An 18,103-nucleotide genomic window follows, 5' to 3' on the forward strand; every position below is an offset into this window, starting at 1 on the left:
CTCAGCGGGCACCGTGCCACCGATGGCCCCGCGCGCGTGAGAGCAAGAGCGCGTCGGGCAGGGGGCGCCCCTCGGTCATGGCATCGGCGAGCAATGCGGCGGTGGTCGGCCCCAGCGTGAAGCCCTGATGCCCGTGGCCGGTATGGATCCACATTCCCCGCTGGCCGGTGACCGGCCCCAGAACCGGTAGCATATCGGCCATACAGGGCCTCTGACCGGTCCAGACGGGATCCGTGCTGCGCTGCCCGAGATCGAGCAGCTGCCGCAGCGCCGCCTCGCCTCGGGCCAGCTGGCGCGGCGCGCGGGCGGGATGCGCGCAGAGATCGGCACCGGTCAGGAGCCGCAGGCCGCGGACCATTGGTGCGGCAACCACACCGTAATCGGCATCCAGCACCGGACGCGAGGGGAGCGCCGCCCCCTCCATATGGCAATGATAGCCGCGTTTGAGCACCATCGGCAGGGACAGCCCGATCAGGGGCGCAAGAAGGGCATTGCTGAACGGGCCGAGGGCCAGCACCACATGCTGGGCTTCAGCCCCGCCAAGCTCCCAGCCCGATCCTTTGCGCTGCAGCTGTGTCGCATCCGCGTGCATCATGCGCCCGCCCCGCGCGGTGAAGAGAGCGGCATAGGCGCTCACCAGTGCTCCCGGATCACGGCAGGACCACGCCTCCGGCCACAGGATCGCCCCTGCGGCCCGCGCGGAAACCGGCTCGGCGGCGCGCAGGGCCGTGCTGTCGAGAATGTCCGAGGCGACCCCGTAGCTCTCGCGCAGGCGCTGCGCCTCCGTCCAGGCGGTTTCGAGCGCGCGCGGATCGCGCATCACCATATAGAACCCGTCGCGCCGGATCAGGGGGTCAGCGCCTGCAGCGGCGATCAGGGGCGCGTGATCTGACGTGGCGCGGCGCGTCAGGGCGGCGTAATGGCGCGAGAGCGCAAGATGGCGTGCGGGGGCAGAGGCGCGGAAATACCGCCAGAGCGCGGGCGCCTGCGCCAGAACCCCGCGCAGATCCCATGCCACCTCGTTATTGCGGCCGGTGGCGATGGCCCAGAGGCTGGCCGGATCGCGCGGCATGGCGAACGGCTCGGCGGCCTCGGCCTCGATGATGCCTGCATTACCGAAGCTGGTCTCCTGTCCTGCAGGCCGCCGGTCGATCAGCGTGACCTCCCAACCGCGTGCCTGAAGCGCCAGCGCCGTGGCGGTGCCGACCATTCCGGCCCCGAGGACAATGGCTGTGGGGCTCATGGGTGCGGCCTCTTGGGGCCGTTTGTGTCAGGGCAGGGTGCGAGAGAGGAGGCCATGCGCGATCAGTATCCGGTAAAACTGTCTGTTTGTCGGCGCAGGATGCCAGCTCGGGCGCGCAATGGTAAGACCCGATCTGTGGCCCGAGGGGGTGTCAGGGGCCGCAGATCGCGACGGTGTCAGATCCAGTGATGCACCGGATGCGCGCGGCCCTGATCGAAGCGCTCGAAGCGGAAGCCTGTTATGTCGATCTCGGGGGGCTCGCCCGCGATCATCTGCGCCATCAGATAGCCCGCCCCCGGACCGATGGCGAAACCATGCCCCGAGAAACCGCTGGCGACAAAGAGACCCGCCTGCTGCGGCACGGCGCCGATCACCGGCACCATATCGGGGGTGGCGTCGATCACACCGCCCCAGCTTTCGGCCACGCCCACGCCCTTGAGCACCGGATAGGCCGCCTCGAACGCCGCCATTCCGCCCGCGACCAGCTTGGGATCGGCGGGGGGATCATAGATGCGGGCATGGTCTTCCTCGAAGGGTGAGGGGCCGGAATTCTTCCATGACCGGAAGGCGAAAGGCCCGTTCAGCGTCGATTTCGTCAGCGCGAAGGTCAGCTGGTCGCGGCGCAGGAAGAAGAGGTTGCGGAAGGCCCATGCATCGCGCACCCCCATCGGGGACAGCTCGATCCGGCCACGTCCGCGCAGCCCCACCGTATAGCCGCCATCATCGCGGCGGCGATAGGAAAAGAGCGGGCTGCCCACCCCGCCTGCATAGAGCTCGGCCCCTGCATTGGTGCGGAAGGCGGTGCCGAAGACACCCGACTGGCGGAACCGGATGCCCTGAGGGCGCAGGAGCATCGACGACCATGCCCCGCCCGCAACCAGCACCTTCGCGCAGCGGATCGTGCCGCGCTCGGTGACGACCTCCGAGATCCGGCCCGCAGAGGTTTCCCAGCCGCGCACCGCGCAATTCTGCACGATGATGGCGCCTTTGGCCTGCGCGCCACGCGCCATCGCGGGCACGGCGATCTGTGGCTCGGCCCAGCCATCCTCGGGAGAGTGGATGGCATGATGCCAGTCCTCGGCCGTGTCGGGCAGGGCGGCTTTGACCTCATCGGCCTCCAGAATACCGCCGGGGAGGTTGTGATGGGCCATGCTGCGCGCCCATGCCTCCCAGCGCTGGCGTTCCCCTGGGTCTTTCGACACAACCATCATGCCGGTCTTGCGGAAGCCCGCATCCTGTCCGATCCGCTGGTCCATCGAGCGCCAGAGCCGCAGCGACAGGATCGCCAGCTCCTGTTCGACCGGCGAGCGCAGTTGCTCGCGCACCCAGCCCCAGTTGCGGCCCGACTGTTCGCCCGCCACGCGGCCCTTCTCGAGCACCACGACCTTCAGGCCGCGCTCTGCCAGAAACAGCGCGCTTGTGACGCCGACAATCCCTGCACCGACAACCACCACATCGGCGCTTTCGGGAAGCACGTCAGAGGTGGTGACGCGATCTACCTTGGGAGACATGTCCCGTTCCTTCCATTCCTTGTGAAGAGGCTTCAGGCCGTTTCCAGCTGGTCACTGGCCTGTGCGTCCTTTTGCAACTTCCACTGGCGCGTCTGCTCGCGGCGTTTGACCCATTCGAACATCAGCGCCGCGATGATCGTCAGAACGACGATGACGGTTGCCAGCGCCGAGATGGTAGGCGAGGAGCCCATCCGCACGCGCGAGGCCAGCACGGTGGTCAGGGTCTTGTCGGCGAGGATGGCGAAAGTGGTCGCGTTATAGTTCTCGAACGAGGTGAGGAACCCCAGCATCATCGAGGACAGGATCGCAGGCCGCAGATAGGGGAGGAGCACATCCCGGAAGACCTGCGGATAGCTGGCCCCCAGATCGAGCGCCGCTTCCTCCTGCGACATATCGAACCGCTGGAGCCGCGCGAGAATGATCAGCATGCAATAGGAAGACACAAAGCTCGATTGCGCGAGAATGGTCAGAACTGTCCCGTTGTAAAGCAGGCTGCGCAGCCCCAGAAGCCCCGTAAAATCGCGCCAGAAGACGACCGTTGCGATCCCCAGCACGATCCCCGGAATAAGCACCGGTGCCACAACGAGGAAATAGTAATAGGCGCGCGATGTGCCGAAGAGCTGGGTCATTACCAGCGCGCCGGCCAGCCCCATTGCCACCGACAGGATCGAGACGCTGATCCCGATGATCACCGAGGTGCGCAGGCCCTCGAGCATCTCCTGATCGTGGAGTAGCTCCCTGAACCAGTCCAGTGTGACGCCTTCTATCGGCCAGACCTGCGGGTAGTTCGGGGTGTTGAAGGCCGAGACAGCCATCACCAGAAGCGGCCCGAGCAGGAAGATGAAGAACACCACAAGATAGATGCCGACCAGAGCGGAATTGATTTTCTGCTGGTTCATTTGGTGATCTCCCCGAGTTTGAGACCGGAAATCTTCAACACACCGAAGACGAAGGTCATACAGGCGATCAGCAGGACGATGGCGTAGGCGGCCCCCTGCGGCCAGTCGAAGAGCTGGTAGAAACGGTCATAGACGATGGGCGTGAACCACAGCGAATTCGGCCCGCCAAGCACCATGGGTGTAGCAACAGCACCCGCCGTCAGCATGAAGGTCAGCGTCATCCCCGAGGCGATGCCCGGTTTGGCATGGGGCATGACCACGAAGAGGTGGATATGCCACCACGGCGCGCCAAGGTCGCGCGCGGCCTCGATCTGGTTGTGATCCTGCGCCTCGATCGCGTTATAGAGCGGGAAGATCATGATCAGCAGATGCGAATAGCACAGCGCCACATAGAGTGCGATATTCTGGCCGAGGAAGTCGATCGGCCCGCCCGTCAGTCCCAGCCCCTGCAGCAGCGTATTGAGAAATCCGTTCTCGGCCATCACAATGCGGAAGGCAAATGCGCGCAGGATGTCATTGACCCAGTAAGGGATGATCAGAAGCAGCAACAAAAGGCGCAGCACCTGCATCCGTGCCGCCTGCGCCATATAATAGGCCAGCGGATAGCTGATGGCGAAGGTCAGCAGCGTCAGCAGGATCGAGATCCCGATGGTCATGAAGAAGCTGCGCAGATGCAGCCAGTTGAGGCTGTCCATGCTGGTCTTCGAGCCGAAGAGGAACATCCGGTAATTGTCGAGTGTGTAGACATCTTCCGGCCCGCCCACCTTGGAGGGCGGCAGCTTGTGGTGGAAGGACAGATCCACCATGAACACCATCGGCATCAGGAATGTCATCAGCATCCAGAAGCCCACGCCGACAATCAGATAGGTTCCGACCATGCCGCCATTGCGCTTGAAAAAGCCGATATGACCGGTTGTTGCGCGCAGGCGATCATAGCGGATCAGGAAGAAAAACAGCGCCAGCATCAGCGCCGTTACAATAAAGGTGATCGGCAGGTTGTTCACGCGGCCACCCCTTCATGCTTGAGAACCACGGCATCGAGCGGATCGAATTGCAACGTTAATTCGGTGCCGATCTCGGGCAGGGTGCCTGCATTCGAGGTCATGATGGTGGCATCGCATTTGCGGGGCAGACCCGCATCGAGTTCCAGATGGGTCATCGAGCCCTCGAAGGACAGATCGCGCACCCTGGCGCCGAAACCGCAATTGGGCCGCGCGGCCCCTGCGGGCACCAGTCTCAGCTGTTCGGGGCGGACGAAAAGCGAGGCCTGATCGCCCACATCCAGCGCAATCGGGGTCACGCCATCCATGCCCAGACCGATGCGGCCCGTCAGCTGGCCCACCTGCGTATCGACATGCACGAGCCCATCGGAGACCGCGGCCACGCGGCCGGGGATCATATTGCTCTCGCCCACGAAGGAAGCAACAAAAGCGCTGCGCGGATTGGCATAGATCTCGCGGCCCGAGCCGACCTGCTCGATCCGGCCTGCATTCATCACCGCGATCCGGTCGGACATGTTTAGCGCCTCGCCCTGATCATGGGTGATATAGATGAAGGTGATGCCCACGCGCTGCTGGATCTCGCGCAGCTCGCGGCGCATATGCTGGCGCAGCTTCAGGTCCAGCGCCGAAAGCGGCTCGTCCAGCAGCAGCACCTTCGGCTCGACCGCAAGCGCACGCGCGATCGCCACACGCTGTTTCTGCCCGCCCGAAAGCGCGCTGACCTTCTTATGCGCGTGGGGCGAAAGGGCGACCTGATCCAGAAGCTTCAGCGCCCGCGCCTCGCGTTCGGATCTGCCCATACCGCGCACCCGCAGGCCATAGGCCACATTCTCGGCCACGGTCATCATCGGGAAGAGCGCGAGGTTCTGGAAGATCAGCGCGGTCGGGCGTTTGTTGGGGCCGATCCCGGCCATATCCTTGCCGCCGATCCGCACCTGACCGGAGGTCGGCTGCACGAAACCGGAGATCGTGCGCAACAGGGTGGTCTTGCCGCAGCCCGACGGACCAAGGAAGGAAAAGAACTCGCCATCATGGATCTGGAGGTCGGTTTTATGGACGGCGGTGAAGCTGCCGAAGGTGATCTCCACCTGCTCGAGTTCGATTGCACTCGTCATGGGGTCTGCTCTCTTTGAGGAAAAAGATGCCGGCCCGCCGCAGGGTCTGCGACGGATCGGCCAGTCTGGGGACGGGGAGTGGCTCAGGAGACCTTGAAGCGTTCCGCATAGTCGTTGCGGATCGGGTTGAACCATTCGGGGCTGGCCGGATACCACCAGAGCTTGTCGAGTGCGTCCTCGGGATAGGCGGCCTGGAACAGCTTCTTGTCCTCGGCGGTCATATATTCATCCGCGCCCGCCACCGAGGGGCTGTAGCCGCCATCAGAGGCGATCTTGCCTGCAGTCTCGGGTTTCAGGATATAGTCGAAGAAGGCATAGACCTCGTCGATATTGCGGGCCGCAGCCGACATCGCGAAGCCGTCCATCCATGTCAGTGCGCCTTCCTGTGGCGCCATGAATACCACCGGCTCGCCATCCTTGGCCATGGATTTCACCGGACCATCCCATGTCTGGCCAATCACGCAGCCATTTTGCGCAAATCCCGAACGAATGCTGTCCGCGCTGTCCCAGAACTGCTTGAAATTCCCCTTGCGCTCGACCGCATAGGCGAAGATCTGGTCGTAGATCTTGCGCATCGTCTCCTGATCTTTGTAGCAATCGAGCATGCGGTTCGAGGGCACCTGGCCTGTCGCATCAAGCCACAGGCCCAGACCGAGAAGCGCCGAGGTCGGGCGAACCTGCGCCTTGCCCGCATAAGTCGGGCTCCCACAGCAGACCATAGCTCGCTTGCGCGTAATCGATGCCGGTCGAAGTGTTGAAGGACAGCCCCTCGGTGCCCCAGACATGGGGGATGTGATAAAGCCCATCGTCCCACGTCCACAGACCGGTCGAGGCTTTCAGGATCGACGGCTGATAGGCCGACAGATCTATGCGATCTTCATCAAAGGCTTGAAGCGCTTCGATATACTTGAACTCCGAAGCACGGTTGAACGACGGCATCACAAGATCGAACCCTTCGCCGAAGGTCGATTGCATCTTGTTGATGGCTTCCTCGTTCGAGGAGAAGGGGGTCTTGTTCACCTTGATGCCGGTGGCTTCCGTGAAGCCCGACATCACCTCCTCGGGCAGCTCGTCGGACCAGCACAGAAGGTTCAGCTCGCCACTGGCGGCAAAGGCACGTTTGACGTAAAGCGGCGCGGCTATCGTGGCGGCACCTGCGGCAAGCGCCGTGCTCAGGAGGGTCCGGCGGTTGAAACTGCGCGCGGCGGCGGCGGTGAGGGAGGTGCTGGTGGGAGTGTGCGTCTTGGTCATCAATATCTCCATGTTGGAACAGCAAGCACCGGAGCCGTTGAGGGCGATTATTTTGCGGTATTATAATATTCTATCTGGTGAAATGTCTTGCTGCTTAATAGAATGATGAAAAATGGAAGTGAGCACGTCAAGTTTGCCGGAAGCGAAATCGGCAATTTCTCTCATGTCGGAGGATCGGAAGTGTCAGGGGATCAAAAAAGTGGCTATCAGGCACCCGCCAAGCTGAAGACGAAAGGCGTGGAGGCGGTGGACAAGGCGCTGCGTATCCTCAGCCTCTTCGACTCGACGACAAAGCGCCTGTCTCTGGGCGATATCAGCGCTCGCACGGGGCTGGTGAAAAGCTCGGTGCTGCGGCTTCTGGTGTCGCTGCAATCGGCGGGCTATCTGCGTATCAGCGCCGACAAGACCTATGTCATCGGTCCCGAGGCCTTCCGCGTCGGGCGGATCTACCAGTCGACCTTCAGCCTCGAGGGCGAGATCCGTCCGGTCCTGCAAAAGCTCGTGGCAGTGACAGGAGAGAGCGCCTCCTTCTTCCGGCGCGAGGGGCAGAAGCGGGTCTGTCTGTTCCGCGAGGACTGCAATGAACTGCTGCGCGAACATGTCGCGGAGGGCGATGCGGTGGATATCGGCAAGGGCGCTCCCAGCCATGTTTTCATCGACTATGACATGATGCGCGGCGACGAGCCCGCGCCTCTGGATATCCTCAACGAGCTGCCTGCCGTTTCGGTGGGCGAGCGCGGGCCGGGGATCGCGGGGCTCTCGGTGCCGATCTTCGGGGCGGACGGGGCGATGCTCGGAGCGATGACGGTCTCGGGGCCCGCCGCGCGGCTGACCGAGGCCAAGATCGACGAGATCCAGCCGATCCTCATGGCGGGGGCCGCCACGGCCTGCGCCTCGCTCGGCGCGCGGTTCTATGAACTCTGGGAAGGGCGGCTCTAATAGCCGCGCACCAGATCCACCACATCCCTCATCGGGTTTCCTGACAGATAGGCCGCCAGATTGAAGGCCATCTTGCGCTCGAACCGCGCACGCTCGGACCCGCCCCTGAAGGATTGATGCGGGGTCAGCAGCACATTGGGATGGCCGTAATAGGGGTGGCCATCCGTCAGGGGCTCGGGCGTGGTCACATCCAGCGTGGCACGCGCAACCGTGCCATCCCCGAGCGCGGCCAGAAGGGCTGCGTCATCGACGAGCCCGCCGCGTGCGATATTGATGATATGACAGCCTCTCTTGGCCCCTGCCAGAAAGGCTTCGTTGACCATGCCTTCCGTCTCGGGCGTCAGTGGCGCGGCCAGCACGATATGATCGGAGGCTTGCGCCACCTCTTGTGGCGAGGCACAGGCGATAACCCCTTCCTCGGGGCTGTCCCACGGGCCACGGCGGCAGGCGCGCACCTCCATGCCGAAGGCCAGCGCGCGTCGCGCGATCTCCGAGCCGATAGCGCCGTAGCCGATGATACCGACACTGCCGCCCTCGAGTGTGCCAAGATTGCGCGGCCCCCAGTCGGATGGGCCATGCACCACCGCACCGGCCAGATCCTTCACCATCAGGAGCATCGCCGCCATTACATATTCGGCGATCTGGGGTGCGGTCAGCCCGCGCCCGCAGCTGACGATCCGGTCCTTTTTCAACCAGTCGGGATAGACCTCGACCCCCGCCGAGAAGGTCTGCACCCATTTCAGTGCGGGCAGGTCCAGGTGGGCGGGGGCCTGTTTCCAGCCTGGGATATTGCGCGTGACGAGGATTTCCGCCTCGGTGGGCACATCGAAGGGGCGGTCGGCATCCAGACAATCGATCACCTGTGGTGCTTGCGGCAGAGCGGCCAGAAAGCGGCCGAATTCGGCATCGATCTGGTTGGCGATAACGGGGTGGCGATCGGCTGTCATGGATTTTCTTTCAAGGGTTCAGAGTGGGAAAGGGTAGGGCGCCTCATCGGCGAGATTGATCCAAACGCTCTTGGTCTGGAGATAGTCATGGATCATCTCGACACCGCCTTCGCGACCGATGCCGGAGGCTTTGAAGCCGCCAAAGGGCGAGATATGCGAGCCGCCTTTATAGCTGTTGACCCAGATGGTGCCAGCCTCGATCCGGGCGGCGATCTTGTGGACGCGTGCGATATCGCGGGTCCAGAGGCCGGCGCCCAGACCGAAGGCCGTGCCATTGGCGATCTCGACCGCCTGCGCCTCGGTCTCGAAGGGGATCACCGACAGGACCGGGCCGAAGACCTCTTCCTGCGCGATGCGCGAGGCGGGATCGACATCGGCGAAAATGGTGGGGGCGACAAACAGCGCCGCACCGCCCTTCGGGTCGGCCACCGCCCCGCCCCCGCACAGAAGGCGGGCGCCATCTTCCTTTGCCCAAGAGATACAGGTCATGATGCGGTCAAATTGCGCCCTGTTGGCGACAGGGCCGATATCGGTGTCAGGCGACATCGGATCGCCGAGGCGGATCTTGTCCGCCAACTCCGTGATGCGTGTCAGGACGCGGTCATAGACCGACACATGCACCAGTGCCCGCGAGCCCGCCACACAGCTTTGCCCGCCCGAGCCGAAGATGCCCTGCACCACGCCGCGGGCGGCCTGCTCGAGATCGGCATCGGCGAAGACGATGTTGGGGGATTTCCCGCCCAGTTCCAGCGTTGCGGGGCGCAGGTTATGGGCGGCGGCCATATAGGCCTGACGCCCGCCGCCAATGCCGCCGGTAAAGGCCACCTTGGCGATCCCGGGATGGCGAGTCAGCGCGGCACCGGCCTCGGCCCCGAGACCCGTCACGATATTCAGCACGCCCGCCGGAAGCCCGGCCTCCTCGGTCACGATCTGGGCAAAGCGCACGGCAGAGGCAGAGGTATATTCCGACGGTTTCACCACTGCCACATTGCCCGCCGCCAGCGCCGGTGCCAGCTTCCAGCTGAGTAGCATCAGCGGCGAATTCCACGGCGTGATCATCGCGATGACCCCCAGCGGCTCGTGGCGGGTATAGTTCATCATATCGGGGTTCTCGGTGGGCAGGACCGCGCCGTTGATCTTGTCGCAGAGCCCCGCATAGAAGCGATACCATTCGGGGATGCGCCTGAGCTGCGCCAGCATCTCCTTGTAGGTCTTGCCGTTGTCGCGGGTCTCGATGCGCGCCAGTTCCTCGGCATGGGCGGTGATCACATCGGCCATACGGTTCATGAGTGCCGCGCGCTTCGTGGCGGTCAGCCCGCCCCATGCGGGGTCTTTGAACGCTCGGTGCGCGGCGGCCACGGCCAGTTCCACATCCGCCGCATCCGAGCGCGGAATGCGACCCCAAGGCGCGGCTTCATAGGGATTGTCGCATTCGAGCCACGCGCCAGATTGCGCGGGGCAGGATGCGCCATCGATAAAGTTCTCAACGGTCAGCAGGGTCATGTCATCGTCCTTCATGTGCCCTATGGGGCAGGAATGTGAGGCTCCGTGCAAGAGCGGAATGTCAAACGGGGTCAGGGCTTAGCGCCACAACGTGCCAGAAGGCGGCTCAGTATGTGCCAGAACGGTTCGAGCATGAGATTGGCCAGCAGGATGCGGGTGAGGTGGAAGCTCAGCACCAGTGGCACCGAGACCCCCATGGCGCGCGCGGCCACCGTCATTTCCGGCATGCCGCCTGGGGACATGCCGAAGAGCAGCGCGGCCTCGTCCATGGTGCTTATCCGCGCCATCGCCAGCGCGGCCAGGACCAGAAGCACGGTAAGACAGAGGGTGGAGACCGCCGAGACCACCACCAGCCGCAAGGAGCGGCGCAGAAAATCGGGGACCATCCGCGCGCCCAGCGAGACACCGAGAATGATCTGGCAGACGGTCACGATCCAATGCGGCAGGGTCACCGGATCGAGATCCGTCTGCTGCAGCGCGATGGCGAAGAGGCAGGGCGCGATCATCCACGGGTTGGGCAGGAAGCTGCGGCGCGCCAGATGCGCCACGCCCACCCCGCCTGCCAGCAGGAGGGCGACCCAGAGGAGATCGGCCGGTGTGTAGGCCTGTGTTCCGCCCACCGCGGCCGCAACCGCGTCGCGGGTGTGATCGGGCAGGAAGACATGCAGCAGCACCGGATAGCTGAGCACGACCACGCCGAGCCGCACGGTCTGTGCGAGCACCAAATGCGCCTCCGATGCGCCCGCCCGCTGTGCCTGCACGGCCATCAGCACGACGCCCCCCGGTATGGTGCAGAAAAACGCCGTCGAAGCATCAAGCTCCGCGCCCTTTGTGAACAGGCCCGTGAACAGCAGGCCGGAGAGCAGCGTGAAGAGGCCACAGGCGAGGATCAGCGGCAGATAGGCAATCAGTTGGGCCATGATCTCGGGAGTGAAGCTTTGACCCAGCGAGAGCCCCAGCACCACCAGCCCGTAGGCGCGGATACGGTCGATGCGGATCGTCATCCCCGCCAGCGTGAATCCCGTGCTGACAAGCAAGGCGCCGATCAGCCAGCCGAGCGGGATATGGGCGGCGGTCGCCAATGCGCCGCCGCCACCTGCAGCCGTCAGAACCAGAAGGATCTTCCAGAATGTCACCACGAAGCGTCTCCTGCGCCGCGCGGGCGTCGTTACTGGAAATATTCTACTAGATAGAACTTAGTTATGTTAAATAGAACAATATTCCCTTGGGCTGACAAGAGCCTAACTTCGAGGCAGTGACGAATATCCTGCACCGGAAAGGCGCCATGCTGCTTGACGAACGAAAAGGGCGATGTTCTATTTATGGAAATAGTGTTCTGCCCAATAGAATAATACTAAACGTTTTCGCGCCATATCCTGACGCGTCGCCCCCGATTCCGGCACAGTGTTGAAAGGCTGTCTTGATGAATAAACCCCTGCTGAATTCCGTGGCCGCGATGGATGCGGCCCATCAGATCCACCCGCATACCAACCTGCGTAAACATCTGGAAACCGGCCCGAACGAGTTGCTGGTGCGTGGCGAGGGCATTCAGGTTTTTGATGAGACGGGCAAGGGCTATATCGAAGGGGCCGCGGCGCTCTGGTGTTCGTCGCTGGGCTTTGGCAACGCGCGTCTGGCCGAGGTGGCCAAGCAGGCGATCACCGATCTGGGCTATTACCACAACTTCCGCGGCTCAGGCACGCCGCAGGCGGCCCAGCTTTGCTCGAAACTGGCCGATATCGCGCCCGACGGCATGGACAAGATCCTGCTGCAATCCTCGGGCACGGAGGCCAATGACACCGCACTCAAGCTCGTGTGGTATTACTGGGATGCGATGGGCGCCCCGCAGCGCCGCAAGATCATCTCGCGTCACGAGGGCTATCACGGCACTGGCACGCTGACCTCCTGCCTGACCGGCAAGGTGAAGTTCCATGAGGGCTACGGGCTGCCCTTCAGCGAGTTCCACTATGTCACCCAACCCTATTACTACCGCAAGGCCGAAGAGGGCGAGAGCGAGCAGGAGTTTTCCACCCGCCTTGCCAACGAGATCGAGGAGCTGATCCTGCGCGAGGGCCCCGAGACGGTAGCGGCCTTCTGGGCGGAGCCGGTCATGGGCTCGGGCGGCGCCATCACCCCGCCCGCCGGATATTTCGAGAAGGTTCAGGCGGTTCTCGACAAATATGGAGTGCTTTTCGTGGCCGATGAGGTCATCTGCGGCTTTGCCCGCACAGGCGAGATGTGGGGGAGCCAGACCTACGGGATCAAGCCTGACCTGATCTGCTGCGCCAAGGCGCTTTCGGCGGCGGTAATCCCGATCTCGGCGGTGATCGTGGGCGAGCGCGTGTTTGAGGGGATGATGGCCCAGTCCGACAAGCGTGGCAGCTTCACCCATGGCTATACCTATAGCGGACATCCGGTGGCCTGCGCCGTGGCCCATGAGGTGCTGACGATCTACGAGGAAATGGATCTGGTGGCCCATGTGAAATCGCTCGAGCCCGCCTTCCTTGGCGGATTCAAGGCGCTGGAAGACCATCCGCTGGTCGGTAATATCGATGGTGTCGGCCTGATCGGTGCGCTCGAGGTGGTGGCCGACAAGAAGACCCGTGCGATACATGATCCGGCGCTGGCTGTGATGCCGATGCTCGACCGGCTGACCCGCAAACACGGGCTGATCACCCGCCTGATCGGCAACCGGATCGCACTCGCCCCGCCGCAGATCATCACCGAAGCCGAGGTGGGCGAGATGTTTACCCGTCTCAAGGCCGCGCTCGACGAGGCGCATGCCGCGCTCTGAGCGCACAGGAAACGCCCCTACGCCCGCCCGTGCGGCGGGCGTAGGGGATGACGGAGAAACCGTTGGGGGTCAGGCGGCCATCCAGCCGCCATCGACCAGAAGGTTATGCCCGTTGATGAATTGCGTCTCGGGCGCCGCGAGGAAGGCCACGGCCTCGGCCACATCGCGCGGCTGGCCCAGACGGGGCGAGGGCGTGCGGGCGCGCGAATAGGCCATCGCCTCCTCGCTGACCGCAGGGCCGCTCTTGCCGGTCAGGATCTTGCCCGGCGAGACGGCGTTGCACACGATGCCGTCGGTGGCATGATCGGCCGCGATCTGGCGGGTCATCTGCAGCACGGCCGCTTTCGAGACGCCATAGGCGAAGGAGCGCGGCGAGGCGATCATCCCGTGCTGCGAGCCGATATTGATGATCCGTCCACGCTCGCCCTCGGGGCCACGCGGATCCTGCGCCAGCATCTGGCACAGGCTGGCCTGCAGCGTGACATAGACACCCGTCAGATTGACCGAGGTGACCCGCTCCCACTCGGCCAGATCGGTATCGGGCAGCGCCCGTCCCCCCGGCACCATGGCCGAGGTCACCACGATATCGAGCCGTCCGTGACGCGCGGCAATCCCGCGGATCAGATCCTGTGTGGCCAGGGGATCGCGCACATCGAGGCGTGCGAACTCATTGGCCGGTGACAGGGCGCGCAGGGGCGCGCGCACGGGATCGCCGCCCTCGACCACATGCTCGGTCACATCGGCGGCGATGGTGGTGGCGCCTTCGGAGGCCAGACGCAGCGCGATGGCGCGACCGATCCCCGATGAGGCACCGGTCACAAGGGCGGTCAGCCCGTTCAGGCGGCTCACCGGATGATCCGTTCGAGGAAGGCCTTCGCGCGGGGATGGCGCGGGGCGGTGAAGAAATCCTCGGGCGGACGGCGTTCGAGAATGGCGCCCTGATCCATGAAGACAATCTCGTCGGCGACCTTGCGGGCAAAGCCCATCTCGTGGGTGACGCAGATCATGGTCATCCCGCCCGCGGCCAGATCGGTGATCACATCGAGCACCTCGCCGATCATCTCGGGGTCGAGCGCCGAAGTCGGCTCATCGAACAGCATCGCCTCGGGCTCCATGCACAGGGCGCGGGCGATGGCCACACGCTGCTGCTGGCCGCCCGAAAGCTGGCTCGGAACCTTATACGCGTGATCGGCGATGCGGACGCGTTCGAGATAATACATCGCGCGGTCCTCGGCCTCGGCTTTGGGCACCTTGCCGATCCGGCGCGGGGCGACGGTGAGATTGTCGAGCACACTCAGATGCGGGAAGAGGTTGAAATGCTGGAACACCATGCCCACGCGGCGGCGCACCTTGTCGACGCCGCGCCCCGAAGATGTCAGCTCGTTATCGCCGACGCGGATGAGCCCGTCCTGAAATTTCTCGAGCCCGTTGATGCAGCGGATCAGTGTCGATTTACCGGAGCCCGAGGGGCCACAGATAACGACCTTGCGGCCTTTCGGGACGTCGAGGGTGATCTCTTTGAGGGCCTGGAACTTGTCATAGAACTTCGAGAGGCCCTGAACCTTGATGAGCGGGTCTGTCGCGGTATCAGAAGCGGGCATATACGGTCTCCGGAGTGTCGGTGTCGGGGAAGTCCGCGCGCCAACGGAGGTAATCCTCGGCGGCGGCGGCAAGGGAGCGGCTCGCGGCGGGGCGCTGGAGGGCGCGCAGGCTGCGGGCGGTGTCGAGGGGCGGGCGGCCTTGGGCCATGCGCGCGGTCACGCTGGGCGCATGCGCATCGATCCGCACGGGCGGCAGGCCGGTGAGCGCCGCCCAGTCGGCAGGGCTCGAGAGCTGGCCCGCGCCGATATTGAAGACGGTCCCGTCCGTTCCGGTTTCGGGCCAGAGGCACAGGAGGCCGGCAATGATCTCGCCCGCATCGCGCGAATAGAGCCAGTCGGCGCGCATCTCGTGGGGCAGCGTGGCGGGGAGGCCGTCCTGTGCCAGCGCCTCGATTTGGGCATGGGGCGAGAGATTGGGGCGCGTGGCCCCCGCCCGTTCCCAAGGCCCGAAGACCGGACCGAGCCGCAGGATCTGCAGCGAGAGGCCGAATTCGGGCGCCAGAAGGCGGGCCAGATCCTCGGCGGCACCGCGGGTCAGCCCGTAAAGGCTGTCGGGGCAGAGCGGGCCGTCTTCCGTGAGGGTGCTCTGTTCGGGCCAGGGGCCTTTGGTGCCGTAAAGCGCGACGGAGGAGGTCATTGCGAAGCGGGGGATCCCGAGATCGGCGGCCGCCGTCATCGCGGTGGCGATACCCGCGACATTGAGCGCCACGATCCGGTCCGCGCTCTGGCGGATCTGGGCCGCATCGGGGGTGAGGGCCGCGAGATGGAGCACCAGATCGGGCTGTGCCTCGGCCAACGCCGTCTGCACGGAGGCCGGGTCGTGCAGATCGCAGGGATGGAAGCTGGCACCCGCCAGCGCGGGATGGGCCAGCCATCCGGCGGGGGGCGGCGCCAGATCCAGCAGGGCCACGCGGCAGCCCATGGCGCGTGCCGCCTCGGCACAGGCGAGGCCGATGAAGCCTGCGCCGCCGATGATGGCAATGGCCGGTGTCCGGGGCGTTATCGGCATAGACATCGCTCAGCCCCGACGGATGATCGCGCGGCGTTCGAGCACCGACACCCAGCGCGAGAAGGGCCATAGGAGCACGAAGAAGATGATCGCGGTCGCGGTGAGCGGCGTCGGGTTATAGACCTGTTGCTGGGCCACATTGGCCGAGCGCAGGAGTTCCGGCAGCGCCACGATCGAGGCGATCGAGGTGCCTTTGGCCAGCTCGAGCGCGTTGGAGGCGCAAGGGGCAGCCACCCGGCGCAGGGCCTGCGGCAACAGGATCCAGATCATCATGCGGATCGGACCGAAACCGAGCGCCTGCGCGGCCTCGGTCTGGCCCTTGTCGAGTGAGACAAGCCCCGCGCGGAAGATCTCGCCGAAATAGCCAGTATTGTTGAGCACGAGTGCCAGCACCACGGCAGAGAAGGCCGAGATCTTGATGCCGACCGAGGGCAGGCTGTAATAGATGACGATCAGCAGGACCAGCACGGGGAACGAGCGCAGAAGGTCGATCACGATCACCAGAATACGGCGGGCGGCAGGCGGGGCGAAGGAATAGAGCACCCCCACCAGAAGACCCGATAGCGCGGCAAGCGGCAGGCAGACAAGCACCAGCTGCATGGTCACCACAAGGCCCTGGGCCAGAAGCGGCCATGTCTGTTTCAGGGAGTCGATATTGGCGAAATTCGCGAGGAAGAGTTCCATATCAGGCTCCTTTGTGCGAGCTGGCGCGGCGTTCGAGCCAGCGGGAACAGGCGACGAGCGGTATATAGAACGCCAGATAGAAGGCGGCGGCCAGCATCAGCGGGGAGGGGTTCGCGGTGATCGACATGATGCTCTCGGCCGAGCCCAGCGTGTCATTGAGCGAGACCGCCGTGCCGAGCGCCGAGCCTTTGGTGACCGCGATCACGCGGTTCGTCACAAGCGGCGTGGCGAGCCGCACCGATTGCGGCAGGATGATCAGCCAGAGCGTGCGGAAGGTGCCGAAGCCCAAGGCATGGGCGGCCTCCCACTGACCTTTGGGCAGCGCCATGATGGAGGCGGTGAAGATCTCGGCGCAAAAGGCCGAGAGCACGAAGCCGAGCGCAAAGGCCGTAGCCACGAAGGGCGAGAGCGCGATCCCCGCATAGGGCAGCGCGAAGAAGAGGAAGATCAGGATCACGAGCTGCGGCAGGGTGCGGAAGATCTCGATCCACGCCGTAACCAGCGCGCTCAGCAGCCGCGATCCGGTCAGACGTAACAGGGCCAGCGCCATGCCGAGCACAAGCCCGATGGCGATGATGGCGAAAGAAACCTCGATCGTGATGAGGAAGCCCTGGAAGACCGATGGCAGCGCCGCGAGCATCACCTCGGTATTGAAGAAATTTTGCGCGAGTTTATCCATTGGTTTTCAGTCGTCGCCAGTCTTGTGGGGGGAGGGCCAGAGCCTGACGGGCTCTGGCCATAAGGTCTGCGCGATTACTTGCAGTCCAGCTCGTGGGGTTTCTCGTCATAGCCCTCGAAGCCCGGTGCACCGAAGCCCGGATAGACGGTCAGGAGCGGGCTGTCTGCGGGCAGCTCGCCGCCATACCATTTGTCATAGAGCTTCTTGAGCGTGCCATCCTCTTTCATGCATTCGAGCGCGGTCTCGACCTTGTCGCGATAGGCAACGTCTTCCTTGCGGAAGGCATAGCCGAACATCCGCCCGTCATAATCGGAATAGGCCAGCTCGATGGCGGGGTTCTTGGAGGCCGCATAGGAGGCGGTCGGGATCTCGTTGGCGGCGGCAAAGGCGCGATGGGTGATCACGGCCTGAACGGAATCGGGGAAGCTGTCGAAACGCTGCACGGTGAAGCCGTATTTCTCGGCATTCTCGGTGCCCCATTTGTCCTGCGTGGTGCCGCGGTTCACGGCCAGAACCTTGCCCTTGAGGTCCTCGAGGCTTGCGATCTTCTCGCCCTTGGCGGTGATGAAGCCGTTACCGGTGGCCATGAAGGGCTCGGTATAGAGCATGGTCTTGGCACGCTCGGCGGTGATGTTGAGCGGGTTCGCCGTCATCTCGATACGGCCCGACAGCAGCGCGGCGAAAAGACCCGAGAAGGCGATGTCATCGACCTTGGCCTCGGGGCGACCGATGCGCTTGGCGATATCCTGGATCATGTCATAGCCGAAGCCCTCGGGGCCGTCGACGGAGCGCATCATCCACGGGGCCACGCCGAAATCGGAGCCCACGAGCAGCGGCTGGTCTGCGGGGTGTTCATCGGCCATTGCGAAGGAGGGCACAGCCATGACCGAGGCGAGGGCGAGAGCATAGAGAGATTTTTTCATGATT

18 protein-coding genes are annotated in these 18,103 nt (G+C 64.1%); 2 read left to right on the forward strand and 16 right to left on the reverse strand.

Features of this window, described 5'->3' with window-relative positions; genetic code table 11:
* Window position 1: 1 nt before the first annotated feature.
* The 7 genes from WDB91_RS14630 to WDB91_RS14660 all read right to left on the reverse strand — a co-directional run bounded on the left by WDB91_RS14630 (window position 2) and on the right by WDB91_RS14660 (window position 7,020).
* Window positions 2-1,243: an FAD-dependent oxidoreductase gene (locus tag WDB91_RS14630; RefSeq protein WP_339114934.1), complete on the reverse strand. Its 1,242-nt coding sequence runs from the start codon at window positions 1,241-1,243 to the stop codon at window positions 2-4.
* 176 nt (window positions 1,244-1,419) lie between these two features.
* The gene (locus WDB91_RS14635; protein WP_339114935.1) at window positions 1,420-2,754 is read right to left on the reverse strand and encodes an FAD-binding oxidoreductase; all 1,335 of its coding nucleotides are present in this window, start codon (window positions 2,752-2,754) and stop codon (window positions 1,420-1,422) included.
* Window positions 2,755-2,786: 32 nt separating this feature from the next.
* The gene (locus WDB91_RS14640) at window positions 2,787-3,653 is read right to left on the reverse strand and encodes an ABC transporter permease (protein WP_339114936.1); all 867 of its coding nucleotides are present in this window, start codon (window positions 3,651-3,653) and stop codon (window positions 2,787-2,789) included.
* A complete protein-coding gene (locus WDB91_RS14645; RefSeq protein ID WP_339114937.1) occupies window positions 3,650-4,657 on the reverse strand; it encodes an ABC transporter permease in 1,008 nt (335 codons plus the stop codon). Before WDB91_RS14645 ends, WDB91_RS14640 begins: the two co-directional genes overlap by 4 nt.
* On the reverse strand, window positions 4,654-5,769 hold the full coding sequence (locus tag WDB91_RS14650; protein WP_339114938.1) for an ABC transporter ATP-binding protein: 1,116 nt from the start codon (window positions 5,767-5,769) through the stop codon (window positions 4,654-4,656). The genes WDB91_RS14645 and WDB91_RS14650 overlap by 4 nt, the downstream gene beginning before the upstream one ends.
* Before the next feature lie 83 nt (window positions 5,770-5,852).
* On the reverse strand, window positions 5,853-6,488 hold the full coding sequence (locus tag WDB91_RS14655) for an extracellular solute-binding protein (protein ID WP_339114939.1): 636 nt from the start codon (window positions 6,486-6,488) through the stop codon (window positions 5,853-5,855).
* Window positions 6,403-7,020, reverse strand: a complete 618-nt coding sequence (locus tag WDB91_RS14660; protein ID WP_339114940.1) for a hypothetical protein — start codon at window positions 7,018-7,020, stop codon at window positions 6,403-6,405. Before WDB91_RS14660 ends, WDB91_RS14655 begins: the two co-directional genes overlap by 86 nt.
* Window positions 7,021-7,200: 180 nt before the next feature.
* On the opposite strand from WDB91_RS14660, the gene WDB91_RS14665 reads away from it, so the two are divergent.
* Window positions 7,201-7,959, forward strand: a complete 759-nt coding sequence (locus tag WDB91_RS14665) for an IclR family transcriptional regulator (RefSeq protein WP_339114941.1) — start codon at window positions 7,201-7,203, stop codon at window positions 7,957-7,959.
* Here WDB91_RS14665 and WDB91_RS14670 read toward each other — a convergent pair.
* The 3 genes from WDB91_RS14670 to WDB91_RS14680 form a co-directional block, all read right to left on the reverse strand.
* A complete protein-coding gene (locus WDB91_RS14670) occupies window positions 7,956-8,906 on the reverse strand; it encodes an NAD(P)-dependent oxidoreductase (protein ID WP_339114942.1) in 951 nt (316 codons plus the stop codon). The two genes, WDB91_RS14665 and WDB91_RS14670, sit on opposite strands and share 4 nt — an antisense overlap.
* An 18-nt stretch (window positions 8,907-8,924) precedes the next feature.
* Window positions 8,925-10,409, reverse strand: a complete 1,485-nt coding sequence (locus WDB91_RS14675; RefSeq protein ID WP_339114943.1) for an aldehyde dehydrogenase — start codon at window positions 10,407-10,409, stop codon at window positions 8,925-8,927.
* A 71-nt stretch (window positions 10,410-10,480) separates the two neighbouring features.
* Window positions 10,481-11,548, reverse strand: coding sequence for an AbrB family transcriptional regulator (locus WDB91_RS14680; protein WP_339114944.1), 1,068 nt, complete (start codon window positions 11,546-11,548; stop codon window positions 10,481-10,483).
* A gap of 284 nt (window positions 11,549-11,832) precedes the next feature.
* Here WDB91_RS14680 and WDB91_RS14685 point away from each other — a divergent pair, with 284 nt between their 5' ends.
* Window positions 11,833-13,203, forward strand: coding sequence for an aminotransferase (locus WDB91_RS14685; protein ID WP_339114945.1), 1,371 nt, complete (start codon window positions 11,833-11,835; stop codon window positions 13,201-13,203).
* 69 nt (window positions 13,204-13,272) lie between these two features.
* Here the strand turns inward: WDB91_RS14685 and WDB91_RS14690 are convergent, their stop codons facing one another.
* The 6 genes from WDB91_RS14690 to WDB91_RS14715 form a co-directional block, all read right to left on the reverse strand.
* Complete coding sequence (locus WDB91_RS14690; protein WP_339114946.1) at window positions 13,273-14,052, reverse strand: SDR family oxidoreductase; 780 nt, start codon at window positions 14,050-14,052, stop codon at window positions 13,273-13,275.
* Window positions 14,049-14,804 (reverse strand): amino acid ABC transporter ATP-binding protein, encoded by a 756-nt coding sequence (locus WDB91_RS14695; protein WP_339114947.1) that lies wholly within the window; start codon window positions 14,802-14,804, stop codon window positions 14,049-14,051. The genes WDB91_RS14690 and WDB91_RS14695 overlap by 4 nt, the downstream gene beginning before the upstream one ends.
* Window positions 14,791-15,813, reverse strand: a complete 1,023-nt coding sequence (locus WDB91_RS14700) for an NAD(P)-dependent oxidoreductase (protein WP_339114948.1) — start codon at window positions 15,811-15,813, stop codon at window positions 14,791-14,793. Before WDB91_RS14700 ends, WDB91_RS14695 begins: the two co-directional genes overlap by 14 nt.
* Window positions 15,814-15,822: 9 nt before the next feature.
* Complete coding sequence (locus WDB91_RS14705) at window positions 15,823-16,497, reverse strand: amino acid ABC transporter permease (RefSeq protein WP_339114949.1); 675 nt, start codon at window positions 16,495-16,497, stop codon at window positions 15,823-15,825.
* Window position 16,498: 1 nt separating this feature from the next.
* Window positions 16,499-17,176 carry an amino acid ABC transporter permease gene (locus tag WDB91_RS14710; RefSeq protein WP_339114950.1) on the reverse strand — a complete coding sequence of 226 codons (678 nt, stop codon included), beginning with the start codon at window positions 17,174-17,176 and terminating at the stop codon, window positions 16,499-16,501.
* 74 nt (window positions 17,177-17,250) lie between these two features.
* The gene (locus tag WDB91_RS14715) at window positions 17,251-18,099 is read right to left on the reverse strand and encodes a transporter substrate-binding domain-containing protein (RefSeq protein WP_339114951.1); all 849 of its coding nucleotides are present in this window, start codon (window positions 18,097-18,099) and stop codon (window positions 17,251-17,253) included.
* Between the last annotated feature and the right edge of the window lie 4 nt (window positions 18,100-18,103).

Origin of the sequence: Thioclava sp. GXIMD2076, assembly GCF_037949795.1 — a bacterium.
Lineage (GTDB): Bacteria > Pseudomonadota > Alphaproteobacteria > Rhodobacterales > Rhodobacteraceae > Thioclava > Thioclava kandeliae.